We start from the raw sequence: 19,559 nt of genomic DNA, 5'->3' as shown, positions 1-19,559 counted from the left end.
GAGGCCTGCCGCTTGACCCGTCCTGGCTCAGGTTGGAACATGGACCGGTCGGAGGCATCATCGATTCTCGGAGCGTCGAGGAGGAAGCACGTGGGCAAACGCTGGTTGAACTGGGCCTGGCTGCTGGTCCTGGTGACAGGCTGCCCCTCGGTCTCGGCGGATGATCGGGGCGATGCCCCGCGCACGCAGGCCGCACCGCACCCGGAAGTGGCCAGTCCATTGCTGGAACCGGCCACGATCGGCACGACGGAACTCCATCAGAAGCGTCAGTCGGTTCAGGACTGGCTGATCGTCGATGTGCGCTCCCGTGAGGCCTTCGATATGGAACACCTGCCTGGCGCCATCAGCGTGCCGTACAGTCAGATCGACCAGCGCTTGAAGGACCTCCCGCGCGATCGCCAGATCGTGCTCTACTGTGCCTGACCGGACGAACACAGCAGCGCCGGTGCGGCGCGCAGGCTTTCAGATATCCACGGCTACACCCGTTTGCTGGTGCTCAAGGGCGGTCTGCGGGAGTGGCGCGAGAAGGGCTACCCGCTGGAAAAGGGCCAGGCCCTGACTGACCTTCCCTATGCCGCAGATGGTCGGCGCCTGTATGCCCAGCACTGCAGCACTTGCCACGGCGAGAGCGGCAAGGGGGTGCCCGGTCACTTCCCCCCCTTGCGCGACGACCCCTTGCTCGCGGCGCCAGACCCGTGGGGGGCGATTTACGTCACCCTGTATGGCTTGTCGGGGCGCCCCGTGGCCGGGCGCCAGTGGGAGGCCCGCATGGGAGGCTTTGCGCGCTACCTCTCGGACACCGAGGCCGCCGCGCTGGTCAGTTATGCGCGCGCCCAGTTCGTGCTGGGAGCAGGCCCGGTGGCCCCCAGCGATGTGGCCAAGGTGCGACGCCAGGTGGAGTCGGCGCGCGCCAGCCGAGAGGCGTCGAAGGCGATCGCGCCCTGAACGGGGCTCCCTCGGTGCGTCGCCGGCTTCCCCGCGCAGGCACGACGAGGCAGCCCGTGGTGGCCGAACACGGGCTGGGCTCCATCCCGGTGCGGACCAGGCCTCTACCTGGTCGTTCAGAAGGTCCAGGCCCCGCCCACGCGCAAACGCGGCAGGCCTCGTAGCCCCTCCGGGACGTGCTGCAGGCCACCCGGCCCCCAGGCCACCGGGTTGGGCCCGACAGCGAGGTCGAGGAAGCCGTGCGCTCCCTGCCAGCGCCAGCCGGCATCGAAGAAGCCCAGCGCAGTCTCCAGGCTGGGCCGGAGCGGCAGACTGGCCCCTGCCCCGACGGAAAAGGCTTGGAAGGGGGCGGGGAGAAACCAGCGACCGGCCGCGGTGATCAGGGGAAGCGGCGCGAACCAGCTGCCCGCGACCAGCGAGGCCTCCAGGGAAGCGGAGCGGCCCCAAAGTCCGGTATGCAGCCCTTCCGGCAGACCGAGCCCGGCACCCCAGGACAGACGCAGGCGACGGGTGTCAGCCTGAGCAGGCGGAGGAATCACAACCACGGCCGCCAGCGGCGGTGCGAGCCACATCATCACAGTCAACCAGACAAAAAAATCCCCCGGCCGTGGGCCGGGGGACGTGCGGAATCGCTTACTTCTTGGGCTTGTTCTGGAGGTACACCGTGACGGCGCCCGGATAGAACTTCTGGAAGCAGGCCCAGTTCGGACCGTTTTCCTGCTTGCCAATCGCTTCGGTCACCTTCTCTTCGGTGGTGTAGACGCCGTAATCGCCCGGCAGGCCCTGGCCGTTGTAGCGGCCCATCGCAGGCGTGCCCTTGATGGGGTCGAGAGCGGGCTTCTCGGCCTTGCAATCAGAGGCCGAGGCAGGACCCGTGGACACGGTCGGCGACGGGGTGGGCGAGGCGCCAGCCAGGAGATCACCCATGCCAGGCACGTTCGCGCCCGTGGTCGAGGGGCAGCCAGCCAGGAGCATCACACTGGAGGTGAACAGCGCGGCCGCGAAAAGTTGACGCATCGTACTCAAAGGAATCGTCCTCCAAAAATCGGACCCCAATCAGGTCAGGAAGCCGCCACAACGAAACGGCGTCCCAATATTCCACAGAGGGGAGAAGCGTGTCAAGGACGTCGGGCGTCTCTGGATGCGGCTCCGCCGACCCAGATGGGGCTCGACCAGGCCCAGGCTTTGTTGTCGTGGTAGACCACCTTGGCGAAGAAGTAACCGCCGGGTCGCGCGGCCGGCAAAGGAATTTTCCAGCGCGCTCCCTTGGCGCCCACGGCTTGCTTGGCGATGATCTGCGCCGGCTTGCCGCCCACGCCGTCCAGGTCGGCAAACAGCTCGACCCGCTGGATCGTGCTGTCCGGATCCGCCACCTCCACCAGGGCGGTCGCCTCGCCGGCGCTGGGCAGGGTGCCGCCCATCTCGGTGTTGCCGATCGAGAGCCACAGAGACAGGTTCGGATCGAAGGAGGCAAAGGTGCGGCGGGCCTGCATGGCCTCGACCACGCCCCGACGATCGAGCGCGCGCGCCCAGATGCCGGTGCGGGTGGGAGTGGCGAGCCCCCAGTTTTTCACGTGGTTGTCCTGGTCCCCCAGGGCGCCCAGGCGCCAGCCGCGGTTCAGGTAGTCGGTGTATTCGACCTCATAGTTGAGGTGGTTGACGCCGCGATCCCAGTCGTCCGGTTCCCCCTTCATGTCAGGCTTCTCATACTTGCCCGGACCATTCAGCAGCGCGATGCCCGTCACCTTGTCCAGCGCCACCACGGAGGCCTGGGCCCGTAGCACGGGCGAGAAAGAAAGGCCGCCGAATTCCAGCGGGTTGCTGGGGTGCGGGTGATTGAACTGCACCCAGCCCACTTCCGGGTGGTTGGGCAGCCAACGCTGGTAAAAGTCGTCCCACGCCCCATTAGGCAAGGGGCATCGCTCGTTGGCTTCGAAAATGTTGATGTGGCCGCCCTTGGAGATGGAACTCCACTCCTGCGCCAGCAAGGCCACGAACTTGCCCTCGCTGGTGTAAGCCTTGGCCGCCGCCTTCATGACCCGGTAGCCCTCGTCCGTGATCATGTGGGAGTGCGAGGAGACTGCCAGGAAGTCCAGTTTGGCGCGGTTGCGGGCGAACTCGTAGGCCTCACTGAGCGTGCCTTGCCCGTCATCGCCGTTTTCGGCCACGTGGGTGTGGGTGATGCCCTGGTAGACGCGGTACTGGGCGGGCCCCACGCGGTCTGCTCGGATCGTGGCGATCTGGGAGGCCGCCAGGCTGGGGCCGGCGGGCGGTTGCGACGAGGCGCCACAGCCCGCGGCGAGCAGCAGCGACAGACCGGCAAACCAAGGCGTCAGGTGGCGTTGCATCTGGCATCCCATCCATTGGTGCGGGGCAGGGAGGGGTCTCGCGACTGCCCTCCTGGCCCCATTATGGCCGTGGCCAAGGAAAAGATGACGTTAAGCTTGGTTAAAGTCCTCTTATCGGCTCGTCCGTGTAAGTCGGGCCGTGCGCGGGCTATAATGGCAGTCAAGCGGAGAGCGTGCATGGCGGTTGAAGATCCCATCCGGCGCCGACGGCGTCGTCGGCGCAGACAGCCAGGTCGCGGAGCGGCCCTGGTCGCGCTGGCGCTCGCGGCGCTCACCGGCATGGTGGCAGGGGCCACCATGAACCACCTGCTGGGGCAAGCCGCCCCCGCGCCGCGGGCCGTCGCGCCGCTGTCGCCGCCGCCCGATGAAGTAGCGCCGATCGAGCGCCGCATGACCCAGCTGGCTGAACCGCTGCACGTGCTCTTCCTGGCTTCGGACGTGACCTGGGAGCAGCGTCACGGGCTGCGCACCCAGGGCTTGCGCGGCAACACCGATACCATGCTGCTGGCGCGCTTCGACCCGGCTCGCCAGGATGTTCGCGCCATCTCGATTCCCCGCGACACACGCGTCCCGATCGAAGGTCACGGCACCTTCAAGATCAATGCCGCCAATCCCTACGGGGGGCCCGTGCTGGCCGCGCAGACGGTGGCCGACCTGCTCGGCGTCCAGATCGACCGGTACGTGCTGGTGAACACCCGGGCGGTGATTCAACTGGTGGACGCACTGGGCGGCATCGATCTCGACCTGCCTCAAAACTATCGCTATGACGACTTCACGGGGAAGTTGCACATTCGCCTCAACAAGGGACCCAACCACCTGGATGGTCGGATGGCCCACGACTTTCTGCGCTTCCGCCATGACGGCCGGGGCGACATCGGCCGCATTCAGCGGCAGCAGATGTTTCTGCAGGCCGCCTGGGCGCAATGGTTGACGGCGCGGAACCTGCTGTTGTTGCCGGAACTGGTCGGCCTGGTGCGGGAAAACCTGGAGACGGACCTCTCCATGGGGGAGATCATCCGGGTGGCCAACTGGGTGCGTGACCTCAACCAGCGTCATGTGCGCATGGTGATGGTGCCGGGTCGGGAGGCGATCGTCGCGGGCGGCTGGTACTGGCTGCCCGACCTGCCGGCCACCCGTCGTCTGGCCCAGGCCTTTCTGGTCAATGGGGTCTCCACCCCCCTGGCGTCGCCGCGTGATCTGCGGGTCGCGTTGCGCGACGGCGTGGGCGATCGCCAGGCCATCACGCGCCTGGAGCGCGCCCTGTCGCAGGCGGGCTACGGGCACATCCAGTACGCCGGACGCGAACCGCAACTGGGCCATGTGACCACCCAGGTGATTGCCCAGAACGGCGACGAAGGCTCCGCCGACCATCTCGCGCGCGTGATCGCGGCCCGGGACATCCGCGTCGAGGCGACCGGGATCATGGGCTTTGACATGACGGTGGTGATGGGGCGCGATTGGGCCGCGCGTCTTCATTGAGTCGGTGGTGCCCGTCGGCTGAAGGCAGCGCGGTGGGGGGCCCGCCCGAAGCCCCCCGGGCCGACCGGAACCACCCTGTCCCTCTCGACCTCGCTGGGCCATCCGATCACGTCCGGGCCTGATCGAACCGGAGCAGGAGGCCTGAGCTCCGCCTGAAGCGAGCCTCCGGAGCGACGGCTCTCACGTGCGGTGAACAATTGATCATTTGTTAGTCAATTATTAACGGGAAATTAAGCAGGTTTTGCCCCCGAACCGGCGATACCCTTAACAGCTTCTGTTCGCCTCCGAGGCGGACACCGAAAGGGACCCTCATGCCAGTCATTCGCGGCAACGACGTACTGACCATCAACGGGCTGCCTGTCGCCAAGCAAGGCGTCGCGCCACTGCGCCCAGGCATCTCGCCTGACCAGGCTGCCCTGGCCACCAAGAACAATGGCCTGGATGAGCTGATCCTGGCCGTTCGCACGCCCGAAGGAAAGCGCCAGCGGGTGGTGGTCTACGGCCGGGAACTCGACCTCTCCTTCCGCAACCAGAGCGGTGAGCCCGACATCCAGTTGAACGGGGCGCCCGCGATGCTGCTGCACTTCGATGACGAGATGAGCACCTTCACGCAGCGTGTCGTGCGTGGGACGGCCGTGGGTATCAAGGAGGCCATGGACGTGCTGGCTGCAATGGCGCGCCGCAGCATCGAAGGCGCGGGCTATGCCGGGGCGGCAGCTTTCCTCGGCGGGACCATCTGGGTGGTCGCCAGCGGTGGCGCGGCGCTCGAGGTGATCAAGTCCGCGGCGATCGTGCTGGCCCCCAAGATCGCGGTCGGCATTGGCTCGACCGCCCTCGTCGGGATGGGCCTGATCGTGGTGGCCGCAGCCCTCAAGGCCCTGCTCGGCGGTGCGCCGGATCCCCGCATGGAGACGATCGCCGCCATCATCGACGACCAAGGTGAACGCGGTTCGAACGAAGCCTCCCCGCCCGCCGCGCCTTATCTGCCTGGCGTGCCGCTGCCTTCCGTGCCGATGATGCCTCAGCCCGGTCTCCCCCAGCAGCCCGGTTTTCAGGCTGACGATGGCGGCCGCAGCCTGCGTCGTCCGGGGGGATTGCCGGTCACCCCACGGGAGGAACCGTCGCTGACGGATGGCGGTCTGGGTGACCGAGCTCAGGAACTGCTGGCCAATCCTCGGGTGCGTGATTCGCTCAACCGCCTGCCCTTCCGGGTGCGCAACGGCGCCTGAGGCGGAGCCGCGCGCCGACCGACCGCCGCTTCAGCTTCGTTCGGCCAGCGCCACGGCGATCGCCGCGCCCAGCCTGGCGTTGTGCCGGATCAAGGCCATGTTGGCCGACAGGCTCGCCCCGGCCGTGCGCCGGTTCAGTTCGGCAAGCACCCACGGCGTGATGGCCTTGCCCGTGACGCCCTGCGCCTCGGCGTCCGCCAGGGTGGCCGCGATCACGGCCTCGATGGCTTCCCCGGCGATCGCCTCGGCGGCCGGAATCGGATTGGCCACCACCACCCCGCCCAGCCCCCAGGCGCGCTGCGTCGCGATCACGGCCGCCGCCGCCGCAGGGCTGTCGACCCGGGCCGGCACCTCGTGGCCGGAATCCGGCACGTAAAAGGCCGGGAAGCGATCCGTGCCGTACCCCAGCACGGGGACGCCGTGGGTTTCCAGCACTTCGAGCGTGAGGCCGATGTCCAGGATGCTCTTCACGCCGGCGCAGACCACCGCGACCGGCGTGCGGGCCAGTTCCAGCAGGTCGGCGGAGACGTCCATGGAGCGTGTGGCCCCTCGGTGAACACCCCCGATGCCTCCGGTAACGAAGACCGCGATCCCGGCCATGTGGGCCAGCACCATGGTGCCGGCCACGGTCGTGGCGCCATCGGCTCCCTGGGCCGCCAGCACGGCCAGATCGCGCCGGCTGGCCTTGATCACGCCGGTGGCGCGCCCGAGCGTTTCGAGCTCGGCCCGGGTCAGGCCCGCGCGCGGGACGCCGCCCAGGATCGCCATGGTGGCGGGCACGGCCCCGCCTGCCCGGATGATCGCCTCGACCTCCAGGGCCGTTTCCACGTTGGCCGGCCAGGGCATGCCGTGGGTCAGGATGGTGGTTTCCAGGGCCACCAGGGGCTGGCCTGCCTGCCTGGCGGCGGCCACTTCCTCGGAGAACTGAATGGGGCTCACGGCTTGCATCACAGCCCTGCCAGGGTGCGTTCGGCGTCGATCCGCCCGTGGCCGTACTCCTCGTCGAAGCCTGGCTTGCCGAGGTCCTGGGCGTGGCGGCGGATCTGCTGGGCGATCGCCTCGGCCGTCATGTCCGGTTTTCGGCTCTTCACCAGGGCCGCCAGGCCGGCCACATGCGGTGTGGCCATCGAGGTGCCGGACAGGGCCCAGTAGCCGCCGCGCAGCACGGTCGAGAGGATCTTGTGACCAGGCGCCGTCACGCTCATCCAGACGCCCATGTTCGAGAAATCGGCCCGGGTGTCCTGCTGAGTGGTGGCGCCGACCGCAAAGACGCCCTTGTTGGCGGCGGGATAGAAGGCCAGAAACTGGCCGTCATTGCCCATGGCGGCCACCACCAGCGCGCCCTTGCTGCGGGCGTAATCCACCGCGGCCTGCTTGGCTTCCGGACCGCCGCGCCCGCCCAAACTCACGCTGATCACGTGCGCGCCCTGGTCCGCGGCCCAGACGATGCCCTTGCAGATGTTGGCGACCTCGCCCGTTCCCTGCTTGTCCATGACCTTGACGGCCATCAGGGTGGCGCCGGGGGCCACGCCGGCCACCCCGATGCCGTTTTCGGCGCTGGCGCCTGCAATGCCGGCGCAGTGCGTGCCGTGGGTGTTGTCGTCCATCGGGTCATCGTCGCCGTTCACGAAGTCCGGGCCCTTCACGACGTGGTCCGCGAGGTCGGGATGGGTGTAATCGATGCCGGTGTCGATGATGGCGATGCGCGTGTCGCGGCTGCCGCGCGTGATGCGCCAGGCTTCGCGCACGCGCGCTTTTTCCAGCCCCCACTGCTGCTCGCTCAGCGGATCATCGGCCGTCGGTCGGGGCGTCAGCAGCAAGGGCTCTCGCTGGAGCGCGGGCAGGGTTTCCACCGCGTTGGCTTCGACGAAGCGCACGCCCGGCGCGCGGCGCAGGCGGGAGAGCGTACCCGCCAGGTCCGTGGGGGCTTTGACCACGACCACGTCCAGCGCCGGAATCGCATCCACCACGGCCAGGCCCCACTGGTTCGACAGGCTGGCCCGCAGGGCGGCGCCCTGGCCGCGGGTGTGGCCGATCAGCAGTTCGCGCGCGCGCGCCTGAGCCGTGAGGCCCGCTGGCGCCTCGCGGGGCGGAGCGGCAGGGGCCAGCGCGGGGGCGCAGGCCGAGAGGGTGAAGGCCGCGAGCAACGCGGTAAACGACAGGGGGCGAGTCAAGGCAGTGGCTCCTGGCAGGACGGGGTGCTGGACCTTCTTATTATAAAATTAACCATCGCTTAACCATATCTATTCCCCGAAAGAATCCCCACCGCCTGGTGGCAGTGGGGACATCGTTTTCCCGTTCAGGGAGCGGGAACCGCTGATGACCGCCGGTCAGCGCGACGCGGACAGGGCCTTGAGCACGTTGATGCGGCCGTGGCCAAACTGAGGGTCGAAGCCGGTTTTCCCCAGATCCGCGGCCGACGAGGTGATGCGCTGACGCAGCGCCTCCTCGGACAGGTCCGGTGCGGCGCTGCGCAGCAGGGCCGCCAGGCCCGCCACGAAGGGGGTGGCCATCGAGGTGCCCGAATAGGCCTGGTAGGCACCGCCCGGCACGGTCGAGAGAATGGTATGTCCAGGGGCCGTCACGGTGATCCAGGTGCCAAAATTGGAGAATGAGGCCCGGGTGTCATCGGCCGTGGTGGCGCCCACCGAGATGACGCCGGTCGAGGCGCCGGGATAGACGGCCACGTTGCCCCCGTTGTTGCCCATGGCCGCCACCACCACGGCCCCCTTGGCGCGGGCATAGTCGACGGCCTCTTGCTTGGCTTGCTTGCCGCCGGGGCCTCCCAGGCTCAGGCTGATCACCTTGGCGCCCTGGTCCGCCGCCCAGGCGATGCCGGCGCAGACGCCGTCGGTCGAGCCCGACCCCTGGTCGGACAGCACCTTGACGGCCATGAGGGTCACGCCGGGAGCCACGCCTGAGATGCCGATACCATTGTTGGCACTGGCGCCTGCAATGCCGGCACAGTGCGTGCCGTGGGCATGACCGTCCATCGGGTCGTCGTCGTTGTTCACGAAGTCGCGGCCCTTGATCACGCGCCCGGCCAGGTCCGGGTGATTGTAGTCGATGCCGGTGTCGATGATGGCCAGCACCACGTCCTTGCGACCCGGCGTCACCGCCCAGGCCTCAGGTGCCTGCACCTTGGCCAGGCCCCATTGCTTGTCGCGCAGGGGGTCGCCTTCCTCGGCCCGCTGTGGGGACGTCTGGGGCGCGTCCAGCTTGCGCAGCGGGGGCAGGCTTTCCTTCGCATTGGCCTCAACCCAGCGCACCTCCGGCCGGCCTTGCAGCGCCTGCAGCGCCTCGGCGACCGGACCACGGGGACGGACGACCTCGATCGCGAGGGGGGCCACGCGACGGACCGTCTGCAGACCCAGGTCGGCTTGCAGGCGCCCGTAAGCCGCGCGGGTCAGGCCAGGCTTCAGCGCCACCAGCAGCTCCCCGGTCACATTCTGGGCGGCCAGGCCCGAGCCTGCAGCCGCCGGCGCCAGGGGCGTGACAGCCCGGTTGCAGCCAAACAGCGCCAGGCCCAGCAACAGGGAGGTGGTGATCGGACGACGGTTCATGTGGCTTGCTCCTTCCGCGGCGGGGCTCCTTGCGACGCACCCCCGCACCGGCCATCGGGCGTTTCCTGCATCTGCGCGATCAGCGCGATGAGTTCGCTTAGGATATCATTAAACTGAATTTAACCTCAAGAGGGACGGGCGCACGTGTCATCGACGCTTCCTGAACCGACCCACCGCTGGCGCCTTTTCCACCGCTGCAGCGGTGTGAGACCTGAGCACCGGCGTCGCTGACGGTCCGGCCATCAAGCGAACCCCCTCTTCGCCTGGGGTGCGCTTGCGCGTGGGGAACTCCCCGTGGCGCCTGCTTGGTTGCCTTGGTTGGCACAAGGAAAGGGGGTTCACGCGGTATATAGAGGGGGCGAGGAGAGCGAACCCATGAGTCAGGTTGCCACGAGGGCCAGGTTATTCGGATGGCGCGCGCTGACGGCGCTCAGCCTGATGGGCTGCCTGGTGGCCTGTGCCAGTGGCAGTACGCCCAATGTGGCCATGACCGTCAGCTCCCGGGTCGCCGCGCCAGGGGTGGCCCTGCGGCAGGCCAGCGGGCCCGCGCGGGTTTCCGGCCTGGCGATCGGCCCGGCCGGGCTGGCGGGGGGCAACATCGTCGCCAACAACCAGGCCCGATTGACCACCGGCGGGGCAATCGTCGCCAACAATCAGGCCCGCTACGCGCTGGCGGCCGTGAAACAGCAACCGATCGGCAACGCCATCGTTTACCTGACCGATCCCAGCGAGCGCTTCTATGCCCAGGATGGTCGCCCCATCACGGCGTATACCAATAGCCTGGGGCGCTACGAGTTTGCCTCGGGCGTGCCCGTGGGCGAGGTCGTGATCGTGAACGTCATCCTGGCCGACAATCGACGTGAGGTGGGCTTCACGGTGGCCAGATCCGGGCGAAACGTGGTGGATGTGAGCCTGGCCACCACCTATGTGACGGAATTCTTGCGGGCACGAGCGGCTGCGGTCGGCAAGACCATGGCCGATTTCGACCTCAGCCTGCTGCCGAGCCTGACCGACCTCACGCAGCAGGCCCTCGACCAGGGGGAACTGGCCGAACCGGACCTGGCGATCGGACGCATCGGAGACATGAACCAGGCCTATGCGCTGGCCGTGGGCCTCAACAAGCAGGGCCTGGGAGAGATGTGGGCCAAGCTGCTCGGCAAGCGGGTGCTGGCGGTCACGACCCTGGCCGGTAGCGGGGAGAGCGGCTTTGGCGGCAACAGGCAACCCGCCGTCAAGGCCCAGCTGTACAAACCCAAGGGCGTGGCGCGTGATGCGCAAGGCAACTTCTACATCGCCGACGAGGGCAACCACCTGATTCGCAAGGTGACGCCCGATGGCCTCATCCAGACGCTGGCCGGCAAGGGCACGCCTCAGTTCAGTGGCGATGGGGGGCAGGCCAAGGATGCCGGGCTGTGGTGGCCACGGGCCGTGTTCGCGGCGCCGGGGGGTGTGCTGTACGTGGCGGATACGCTCAACATGCGCGTGCGGGCCATCAACCTGGCGGACGGCACGATCAACACCGTGGCCGGCAATCCCCAGCAGGCCAACGGAGCGTTTCTCAACGATTTCGCCGGCGATGGCGGGCCCGCCAGCCAGGCGCGCCTGGCGGGGGTGCGGGGGCTGACGCTCGACAGTCTGGGCAACCTCATTTTTGCCGACAGCTGGGACAATGACGGGGGGTCCTGGCATCACATCCGTCGCATCGAAAAGAGCGGCGTGATCACCACCTTGGTGGGGGTCGATGGGGCGCACGGCTTCAATGGTGACGGCAAGCCGGGGCGCGAGACCCAGATCAACTACGTCAATCAGGTGGCCGTCGATAGTCAAAACAACATCTACTTCGCCGACGTTCGCAATCACCGCGTGCGCAAGTACGACGTGCAGTCCAAGCTGGTCTCGACGGTGGCCGGGAATGGCAGCGAGGGCAGCGCGGGCGACGGCGGTCCGGCCGTGGCGGCCAACCTCAGCAGTCCCTATGGGGTGGCCCTCGACCCGCAGGGCCGCCTGTACATCTCCGAACGCGGCTCCCGGCGCATCCGGGTGGTCGGAACCGATGGGGTGATCCGCACGCTGGCAGGCGGCGGCACTTACACCGAGGATGGTGAGGCGATGTCGATCGCCTTCAGCGAGCCGCACGATCTGCTGCTCGAACCGGACGGCAACCTGCTGATCTGCGACAGTCGCGCGGCCAGGGTTCGCCGCCTGTGGCTGCGCTGGGGGTTCTGAGTCGCCTGAGCGGGGCGTTCCTCGCCGCTTGAGCCGCCCCAAGGGGCCTCCGCGCGACGGTTCCACGAGCCGGGCCGGCATCGCGAGCCCCCTCCCTTGATCGCGGCGTGGCTGGTCGCTGACCTCCTTCGACCTGGAGGCGCCTGGCCGGTTTCCGGCGCGTAGCGCTCCGCGGGTCGCGCCGCGGCCGTCGGGCTGAGCTGGTTATGGGTCATCTATATTTCGGTTAAAACCCGAAGTCTCTGCCCGTCTGTCGCCCATAAGGTCTTCAGAGAGGCTCAATCACCCCCGCACGATGGAGGTTTTCCCGATGGAACGGCAGCACGTGATCGCCCTGGCCACCCTCGCGATGGTGCTCTCCGGCTGTAGCACGGCCGCCCCGTTGACGGTGGTCAGGCCCGTGGCCGTAAAGGCCGCGGCGGCCAAGCCCGTGCTGGAGCGCCAGCATCTGCCGCTCGACACCCGGCGCGTGAACGTCCAGCGGGAAGCGCTGACGGTCGTGGCTCCCGCGCTGGCCGCCGGTCAGGGGACGCTGTCAATGAGCTTCGTGTGGCCCGAGTCCTCCGGCTACAAGCTGATGGCCACCGCGGCGGACATCGCCAAGATCACCGTGACGCTCAAGACCCGCTCGTTTCTGCTGATGAAGACCGTCGCCACCGCCGAGGTGCAGCGCAGTCAGATCGTGAACGGTCGGGCCGCCGTCAACTTTACCGGGCTCGCAGCCGGGGATTACACCCTCGACCTCTCCGCCACCGACGCCGCCTCCGCCGTGATCGGGTCCGGCACCACCACCGCCAAGGTGACGGATGGCCAGACCACCATGGTCGATGCCCAACTCAAGCTGATTCCCGCTCCCAAGCCGGCTGAGACCGGTCTGGGCGTGAACGTCTCGATCATCAACGGATAGTCCCCCCATCGGTGGAGGTGCTGGCCCGATGAATGCACGTTGGATGCTCGGAGCCCTGCTGGGCTTGAGCTTGAGTTTGACTGGCTGCGGCAAGAATCCTTCCGCGGCCGCCCCTCAGCGCTCGGGCAAGGTGCAGCGCAACGTGGTGCCCGTGGTCACCCCCACGCCGCCGCCGCGAGCGTCGCAGTACGAGCCGGCGGCCCCCAGCGTGAACCGGATGCCGGGCGCCCCCGCCGTGGTGGTGGCGTCGCAGGTCCCCGCACCGGCAGCCGAAGCGGGCGCCCTGCGCGTGAAGGTTCGCACGCTGGGGAGCGTGCCCGCCGCCTCGCTTCGCCTGCGCCTGAGCAGTCAGGCCGACCCGACCATGTCCGCGCTCGTGCCGCTCGCCCTGACCGGCGCAGCGGCTCAATGGGAGACCGAGGACCTGGGGGCAGGCGCCTACGACCTGCAACTCGACGTGCGCGATGCGGCCGACCAGTCCGTCGGCACCACCCGCACGGTGGCCCGCGTGGTGGCGGGCGAGATCACCGAGCTGTCGCTGGATGTGACGCTGGCGCCGCCCGCCGCCTCAGCACCCGCCGGCAATCCGAGCGCGACGGGAACCAGCGAGACCGGCGCAGGCACGGGCAACGTCGGCGCGGCCGAGACGCCACCCACGGCCACGGGCACCACCGGAATGGGCGGCAGCATCGGCATCCGCGTCGAGTTCCAGTAGATATCGCGAGGAGGGCACCATGACCAACAGCGCCGTGAACGGTTACTTCACCACCACCACGCTGCCGACGCCCACCCCGCCGCCTCCCCCCGCGGGTTGGCCGGCGCCTGTGACGGTGCCCGTGAACAACGCCCCTGGTTTCCAGCCGCAGGGCACAGACGCCTACATCGGCGCGGTGGCGCAGTACGCCCCGCTGGTGGCGGGCGCCGTGCCGGGCCGCAGCGCCGCCGTGGCGGTGGGCGAGGCCAAGGGCCTGTTTGCCAAGGCCGCGCGCTCCAAGTCGGCCAGCACCGCCGCGCGCGCTGGTCAGGCCGGTCGCAGCGCCATGTTCGGCTCGGTGTTGGGGGCCGTCAAGAGTTCGGCCCTGGTCAACGGTGTGTTGACGCTGGCCGTGAACGGCTATCTGCTGGCCACCGGCAAGCTGACGCTGCCTGACGCCGGCGCCAACGTCAGCGGCGACATGATGTCCGCGGTGGTGGGCGGGGCGGCTGGAGGCGCTGCCTCCGCCTTGGGCACCTTCGCGTTGGCCGGCCTGCTCGGCACGGGGCTGCCGCTCACCCTGGTGGGCATGGGCCTGGGCATCGCGGGCTACCTCGTGGCGGACACCTTCTTGCGGCAGACCAAGCTGTATCAGGACGTGAAGTCCTCCGTGCGCCAGCTGCTGGCCTGACCTCACGTGCGAACGGCGAGCTCAGCAGTCGCCGATTTTGGACCAGAGGGTCGGGATCGTCCGTGACGCCTCGGCTGAGGCCGTCGGCTGCCCGCGTTCGTTGCGCCGTCGGCTGACGAGCCTGGAGGCCTGCGGCATGTCGCCGCCTCGGGGAGGGGCTGCCCCGCTGTGTGCCCTTGCGTCCGGCAAGCCCATCCCAGGCGCTCAGATAATTGGACTGCGCAGGTCCGAAATGGCGGCCGCGCTGCCTTTCCGGGCTAACAGGCGTGAGTTTTTTGCGTTATGATTTGCGTCACAGCAAGCGTGTTATAATCGCCGCTAATCTTGTTATGTTACCTGCCCATGCACCAACCGAGCGCCGGCTCAAAAACCTATCCTGCGCCGTCATGGGAGGGGCCGCCCGCCGCCAATCGGGTACGCCGCAGTCCCGATTCAGTTCGTAAAGGGAGCACACCTCCGATGGGAAACAGCCTCGTTTTTCTCCAACGCGTTTCAATTTTCAGCGGGGTCGGACAGGATAGTCTCGAACGCATCGCTAGCATCACCCAGGAAAAGAATTTCCCCAAGAAGAGCATCATCTTCCACGAAGGGGATCGGGGGGATACCCTCTACATCCTCAAGTCCGGTCGCGTGAAGATCTCCAAGATCACCGAAGACGGCCGTGAGAAGACCCTGGCGCTCATGCAGCCCGGCGAATTTTTCGGCGAGATGGCCATTTTCGATGAGCAAGCCCGGTCGGCCACGGCCGAGGTGCTCGATGAGCAGGCCGTCGTCTTCACCCTCAACAAGCGCGATTTCGAGCGGCTGATCATCGAGCATCCGACCATTGCGCTGAAGATCATGCGCGACCTGACCCGGCGCATCCGCCTGGTCAACCAGCAGGTCGAGGACCTCGCCTTCAAGGATGTGCACGAGCGGGTTGCCAGCACGCTCAAGAACCTGGCCGAAGTCGAGGGCCGTCCCATCGGCGCCAAGGTGCTGATCAATCTCAAGATGACCCACCAGGACCTGGCCAACATGGTCGGTTCCTCGCGGGAAACCGTGACCCGGGCGCTCAACCGCCTGCAGGACGAAGGCATCATCTCGATTTCGCACCAGCAGATCACCATCAATCAGCCCAAGCAGCTGCAGATCTGGTAAGTTTTCCGTCTCCTTTCCTCCTTAGAACGCAAGCCGAGGCCCGAGCCCCCCAGGGGGCTCGGCCCTCGGCTTTTGGGACCGTACCGCTCGCCTCGCCAGTCCGCCTGTGCCGTCGACCCGCCCGAGGCTGGCTGATGTGGCCCAGAAGCCGTAGACTGTTGGCCGCTTCCCCGTCGCTTGTTGAAATAAAGGCTTGCCATGCTCGACATTCGTCTCATTCGCCAGGACCCGGACTCGGTGCTCACCAGCCTGCGCCGCCGTCACAGCAGCCTCGACCTGGCCGCCTTGCAGGACCTCGATGGGCGCTTCCGCGAGAACCAGACCCGGCTGGATGCGCTGCGCGCTGAACGCAATGCGGCCAGTGCCCAGATTGCCAAGCGCAAGCAGGCGGGTGAGGACGCGTCCGACCTGCTGGCCGCCATGAAAGGCCATTCGGAGGAGATCAAGGCGCTGGAGGCCGACCAGGGCGAGATCGAAGCGGCCCGCGCCGCCTTCATGCTCACCATCCCGAACCTGCTAGACGCCAGCGTGCCGGAGGGGGCCGATGAGGACGCCAACGTGGAGGTGCGGCGCTGGGGCACGCCGGCCAGCTTTGAATACGAACCCAAGGGGCACCACGAACTGGGGGAGGCGCTGGGCATTCTGGATTTCGAGCGCGCGGCCAAGCTGGCGGGCTCTCGCTTCGTGCTGATGAAGGGCCTGGCCGCCCGGATGGAGCGGGCGGTCATGAACCTGATGCTCGACATGCACACGGGCGAGCACGGCTACACCGAGGTGCTGCCGCCCTTCATCAACAACGCCGAGACGCTCACGGCCAATGGCAACCTGCCCAAGTTCGAGGACCAGCTGTTCCACCTGAGTGGCACGCCCTATTACCTGATTCCAACGGCCGAGGTGCCGCTCACCAACATCTATCGCGACGAGATCGTCGACGAGGCGATGCTGCCGATGTACCTGACGGCCGGCACGCCCTGTTTCCGCTCCGAGGCGGGCGCCGCCGGCAAGGACACCAAGGGCATGATCCGCGTCCACCAGTTCGACAAGGTGGAAATGGTCAAGATCGTGCCACCAGCCGGTAGTTTCGACGAACTGGAGCGCATGGTGGCCAACGCCGAAGCGATCCTGCAGCGCCTCGGCCTGCCCTACCGGGTGGTCTTGCTGTGCGGGGGCGATACCGGCTTCAATTCAGCCAAGACCTACGACCTCGAGGTCTGGTTCCCGGCGCAGGGCAAGTACCGGGAGATTTCCAGCTGTTCCAACTGCACCGACTTCCAGGCCCGTCGGGGCAACATGCGTTTCCGCGATGCCGCCGGCAAGCTGCATCACCCGCACACCTTGAATGGCAGTGGTCTGGCGGTCGGTCGGACCGTCGCCGCGATTTTCGAGAACTACCAGCAGGCGGACGGCTCGATTGCGGTGCCGGAGGCGTTAAGGCCCTACATGGGCGGGGTAGAGAGGATCGCGGGCGTCTGATTCCCTGCGCCGTGCCAGGCGGGACCAGCGGGGAGCCGGTGGTCAGGGCGGCGGCCCCAGCCGTGAACCGGGGCGTGCCTGCTGGAAGGGAAACATCGGATGAGTGGAAACGCCACCTACGGCCACCCGAAGCTGAACGAGCTGCTGCAGCAGGCGGCCCAGACCCCCTTCATCGGTCAGGTGCTGATCCAGACCCTCCGTGACCTGGTGCATCCTCAGGACCGAATTCTGGCCTGCTATCCGATCATCGAGACCTCAGGGCAGACGGCCGACCGCGAGTTCACTTACTACTCCGTCGACGTCGTGCTCGTGACCACGGCCTTCTTCATTCGCATCAACTTCTATCCCAAGACGCACCTGGCCATCAAGAAGCGCATCCACCTGATCAACGAACTCAAGTTCGAGTATCCGGCCCCTCCGATGGACGAACTGGCCGGCATCAAGGGGGCTGACTATGTGCCCAACCGGGTCAAGCTCGAGGTTCAGTTCAACAATGACCGCGGGGCCCTGGCGGAACACTGGACCGCCGAGGCCAGTGACGAGCACCGCGTGCGCGACCTGATGGACATCAATCGCTTGCTCGGGCGCATGGTGGGCATGCCGCTGGCGCAAGCGGTCGCTGCCGCGGCGCCCCAGGCACCCGCCCCGTCTGCGGCGCAGGCTGGATAGGAAGGGCACGCCGATATGCATATTCTCGACTTCCTGCGGGTGGCCGTTCACAAGGGCGCCTCGGACATCCACATCAAGACCAACAGCCCCCCGATGCTGCGCATCGACGGGCGCATCGTGCCGACCGAATGGCCCTCGCTGACGGCGGACGAGGCGCGTCAGTCGCTGTTTGCGATCATGACCTCGGAACAGCGCGAGCGCTTCGAACGCCAGAAAGAAATGGACATGTCGCTGATCATCGAAGGCCTGGCCCGCTTTCGTATGAACGTCTACTCGGAGCAAGGCTTCATCGGGGCGGCCCTGCGCGTGATTCCGCTGGAACCGATTCCGATGGACGACCTGAACCTGCCACCGGTCCTGAAGAAGCTCTCGCTTGAACGGCAGGGTCTGGTGCTGGTGACGGGGCCGACGGGTTCGGGCAAATCGACCACGCTGGCGGCCATGGTGGACTTCATCAACACCACCAAGGATGTCCACATCGTCACGATCGAGGACCCGATCGAGTTTTACTACTCGAACAAGAAGTCGATCGTGACCCAGCGGGAGTTGGGGCTCGACACCACCAACTTCCCCACCGCGCTGAAGTATGCCCTGCGTCAGGACCCCGACGTGATTCTGATCGGGGAAATGCGTGACCAGGAAACCATCCTGGCCGCGATGAAGGCCGCTGAGACGGGCCACCTGGTGCTGTCGACCTTGCACACGACGGACTCCGTCCAGACCATCACCCGCATCATGAATACCTTTCCGCCGGCCGAACGCGAGGCCTTGCGGCACGAACTGTCGGTGGTCTTGCGCGGCTGCATTGCCCAGCGCCTGATCCAGCGCAGCGATGGCCCGGGGCGCGTGGCCTGTCATGAAATCCTGATCGGCACGCCCACCGTCTCCGACCTGATCATGAAAAACGAGATCGGGGCCTGTTACGACATCATCGCCCAGGGGGGCATGGACGGCATGATGTCGATGAACAATGCCATCTTCAACTACTACCAGGACGAGATCATCTCGCTCGACGACGCGCTCAGCTACAGCGACAACCCGAACGAATTGCAGCGCATGATGCGCGGCGCCTTCCACGGCAGCGGCCTGGGCGGCTGAAGGCCTGCGCCAGCGGCTTGAGCCCCTCCCAGGGCGTCGACGAGTGGCCCCCCGCGTTATCCCGACTGCTTGTTGAACTGGCTCTGCAGATAGTTGCCCTGGGTCTTGAGGCTCGAGACGGCCTTTTCCATCGCTTGGAACTGGATGCGCAGCATGCGCTCCCGCGCGACCAGGCGCGTTTCGTTGCGCTTGATGCCGTCATTGAGCAAGCTGTTTTGCCGCCCGATCGACGAAATGCGACTCAGCACCGCCCCTTCCAGGCGCTGGCCGTTGGAGCCGATGCCATTGAAGGCGCTGACGGACGAGCTTTGCTGGTTGGCGAAATTGCGCAGCCGCGTGGCAATGCCGTCTCCCCACGTGGTGCTGGTGCCGCCCCGGTTGAGCAGAACCGCGCTGTTGCCGGCTTGGGTCGCCCCGTCCTCATAGGCGAACAAGCGCCGCACGGCATCCGGTTTGGCGGTCAGGGCAGCCTTGAGCTTGACCTCGTCGATCGTGATCTTGCCATCGCGCTCGACCCGGAAGCCCACGTCCTGATAATTGCGGTAGCCCTCGTTGTCGTGGGCGGCGAATTCTCCGGCTCCCAGGGCGGAGCCCACGGGCTTGGCGACCGTGAGGCCGGTGTCCGGCGTCGGGTAGGTGTAGCCGGTGGCAATCGGGATCTCCGTGAAGGGGGCGCTGAAGATGGTGGACAGTTGAGCGCTGAGCGCCGCGATCGAGGCATCGTTCGACAGGGGCCCGCCTTTTTGGGTGTTGACGTCGTAGGCGGTGTCGGTTTTGAGCTGGGAAATCAGCTCGTTGTACTTGGTGATCATGTCCCGGATCGCCCCGATCGAGGTGCTGGCCTCCTGCACCGCCGTGTTGCTGACGGCGCCGGAGGAGGTTTCGCGCTCGCGAATGTTGAAGCTGCTCTCTCCCTCGGCCAGCGAGAACAGGGTGACGCCCGTCAGCCCCGTGGTGGCGGCCGTGAAGCGGTTGGAACTGCTGGTGCCGGTGCCGGCGGTCGAACTGGTGTTGGTGTAAGTCTGGCTGGTGTTGTCGGGCCGGGTCACGGTAATGCTGGCGTCACGCCCCTGCGTGACGGTGGTCAGGTCCGTGTC

General features: G+C 67.2%; 19 protein-coding genes. 12 read left to right on the top strand and 7 right to left on the bottom strand.

The features are described 5' to 3' along the window. The first annotated feature begins 90 nt into the window (after positions 1 to 90). On the top strand, positions 91 to 423 hold the full coding sequence (locus tag VKP62_04460) for a rhodanese-like domain-containing protein (GenBank protein MEB3196436.1): 333 nt from the start codon (positions 91 to 93) through the stop codon (positions 421 to 423). Between the two features lie 69 nt (positions 424 to 492). After that, positions 493 to 945, top strand: coding sequence for a cytochrome c (locus tag VKP62_04455; GenBank protein ID MEB3196435.1), 453 nt, complete (start codon positions 493 to 495; stop codon positions 943 to 945). 116 nt (positions 946 to 1,061) lie between these two features. On the opposite strand, the gene VKP62_04450 is transcribed toward VKP62_04455, so the two are convergent. The 3 genes from VKP62_04450 to VKP62_04440 form a co-directional block, all read right to left on the bottom strand. After that, the gene (locus VKP62_04450; GenBank protein MEB3196434.1) at positions 1,062 to 1,529 is read right to left on the bottom strand and encodes a hypothetical protein; all 468 of its coding nucleotides are present in this window, start codon (positions 1,527 to 1,529) and stop codon (positions 1,062 to 1,064) included. A gap of 49 nt (positions 1,530 to 1,578) precedes the next feature. Then, positions 1,579 to 1,971, bottom strand: coding sequence for a hypothetical protein (locus VKP62_04445; GenBank protein MEB3196433.1), 393 nt, complete (start codon positions 1,969 to 1,971; stop codon positions 1,579 to 1,581). Positions 1,972 to 2,063: 92 nt separating this feature from the next. Then, positions 2,064 to 3,293, bottom strand: a complete 1,230-nt coding sequence (locus VKP62_04440; GenBank protein MEB3196432.1) for a CehA/McbA family metallohydrolase — start codon at positions 3,291 to 3,293, stop codon at positions 2,064 to 2,066. A gap of 177 nt (positions 3,294 to 3,470) precedes the next feature. On the opposite strand from VKP62_04440, the gene VKP62_04435 reads away from it, so the two are divergent. Then, positions 3,471 to 4,772, top strand: a complete 1,302-nt coding sequence (locus VKP62_04435) for an LCP family protein (protein MEB3196431.1) — start codon at positions 3,471 to 3,473, stop codon at positions 4,770 to 4,772. A 311-nt stretch (positions 4,773 to 5,083) separates the two neighbouring features. Further along, the gene (locus VKP62_04430) at positions 5,084 to 6,001 is read left to right on the top strand and encodes a hypothetical protein (GenBank protein MEB3196430.1); all 918 of its coding nucleotides are present in this window, start codon (positions 5,084 to 5,086) and stop codon (positions 5,999 to 6,001) included. Between the two features lie 30 nt (positions 6,002 to 6,031). Here VKP62_04430 and VKP62_04425 read toward each other — a convergent pair whose 3' ends face one another. The 3 genes from VKP62_04425 to VKP62_04415 form a co-directional block, all read right to left on the bottom strand. Then, entirely contained in the window at positions 6,032 to 6,949 is a 918-nt protein-coding gene (locus VKP62_04425) for a pseudouridine-5'-phosphate glycosidase (protein MEB3196429.1), read from the bottom strand. Continuing rightward, entirely contained in the window at positions 6,949 to 8,175 is a 1,227-nt protein-coding gene (locus tag VKP62_04420; protein ID MEB3196428.1) for a S8 family peptidase, read from the bottom strand. Before VKP62_04420 ends, VKP62_04425 begins: the two co-directional genes overlap by 1 nt. Before the next feature lie 156 nt (positions 8,176 to 8,331). After that, positions 8,332 to 9,564: a S8 family peptidase gene (locus tag VKP62_04415; GenBank protein ID MEB3196427.1), complete on the bottom strand. Its 1,233-nt coding sequence runs from the start codon at positions 9,562 to 9,564 to the stop codon at positions 8,332 to 8,334. A gap of 375 nt (positions 9,565 to 9,939) precedes the next feature. Between VKP62_04415 and VKP62_04410 the strand changes: the two genes are divergently transcribed. The 8 genes from VKP62_04410 (at position 9,940) to VKP62_04375 (ending at position 18,462) form a co-directional block, all read left to right on the top strand. Then, positions 9,940 to 11,790, top strand: coding sequence for a hypothetical protein (locus VKP62_04410; protein MEB3196426.1), 1,851 nt, complete (start codon positions 9,940 to 9,942; stop codon positions 11,788 to 11,790). A 310-nt stretch (positions 11,791 to 12,100) separates the two neighbouring features. Beyond that, on the top strand, positions 12,101 to 12,697 hold the full coding sequence (locus tag VKP62_04405; GenBank protein ID MEB3196425.1) for a hypothetical protein: 597 nt from the start codon (positions 12,101 to 12,103) through the stop codon (positions 12,695 to 12,697). A gap of 28 nt (positions 12,698 to 12,725) precedes the next feature. Further along, positions 12,726 to 13,412 carry a hypothetical protein gene (locus VKP62_04400; protein ID MEB3196424.1) on the top strand — a complete coding sequence of 229 codons (687 nt, stop codon included), beginning with the start codon at positions 12,726 to 12,728 and terminating at the stop codon, positions 13,410 to 13,412. Between the two features lie 19 nt (positions 13,413 to 13,431). Further along, the gene (locus tag VKP62_04395; protein ID MEB3196423.1) at positions 13,432 to 14,082 is read left to right on the top strand and encodes a hypothetical protein; all 651 of its coding nucleotides are present in this window, start codon (positions 13,432 to 13,434) and stop codon (positions 14,080 to 14,082) included. A gap of 459 nt (positions 14,083 to 14,541) precedes the next feature. Next, entirely contained in the window at positions 14,542 to 15,222 is a 681-nt protein-coding gene (locus VKP62_04390) for a Crp/Fnr family transcriptional regulator (protein MEB3196422.1), read from the top strand. Positions 15,223 to 15,420: 198 nt separating this feature from the next. Next, complete coding sequence (gene serS, locus VKP62_04385) at positions 15,421 to 16,695, top strand: serine--tRNA ligase (GenBank protein MEB3196421.1); 1,275 nt, start codon at positions 15,421 to 15,423, stop codon at positions 16,693 to 16,695. A 99-nt stretch (positions 16,696 to 16,794) separates the two neighbouring features. Then, positions 16,795 to 17,364 carry a hypothetical protein gene (locus VKP62_04380; GenBank protein MEB3196420.1) on the top strand — a complete coding sequence of 190 codons (570 nt, stop codon included), beginning with the start codon at positions 16,795 to 16,797 and terminating at the stop codon, positions 17,362 to 17,364. A 15-nt stretch (positions 17,365 to 17,379) separates the two neighbouring features. Further along, positions 17,380 to 18,462 carry a type IV pilus twitching motility protein PilT gene (locus tag VKP62_04375; GenBank protein ID MEB3196419.1) on the top strand — a complete coding sequence of 361 codons (1,083 nt, stop codon included), beginning with the start codon at positions 17,380 to 17,382 and terminating at the stop codon, positions 18,460 to 18,462. A gap of 56 nt (positions 18,463 to 18,518) precedes the next feature. Here VKP62_04375 and fliD read toward each other — a convergent pair. Then, positions 18,519 to 19,559, bottom strand: a 1,041-nt coding sequence (gene fliD, locus VKP62_04370; GenBank protein MEB3196418.1) for a flagellar filament capping protein FliD, incomplete at its 5' end; no start/stop codon positions are given.

This window comes from Candidatus Sericytochromatia bacterium, from assembly GCA_035285325.1.
GTDB lineage: Bacteria > Cyanobacteriota > Sericytochromatia > S15B-MN24 > JAQBPE01 > JAYKJB01.
Note: the sequence above shows the minus strand (reverse complement) of the source record. Positions and strands in the feature narration are given on the sequence as shown.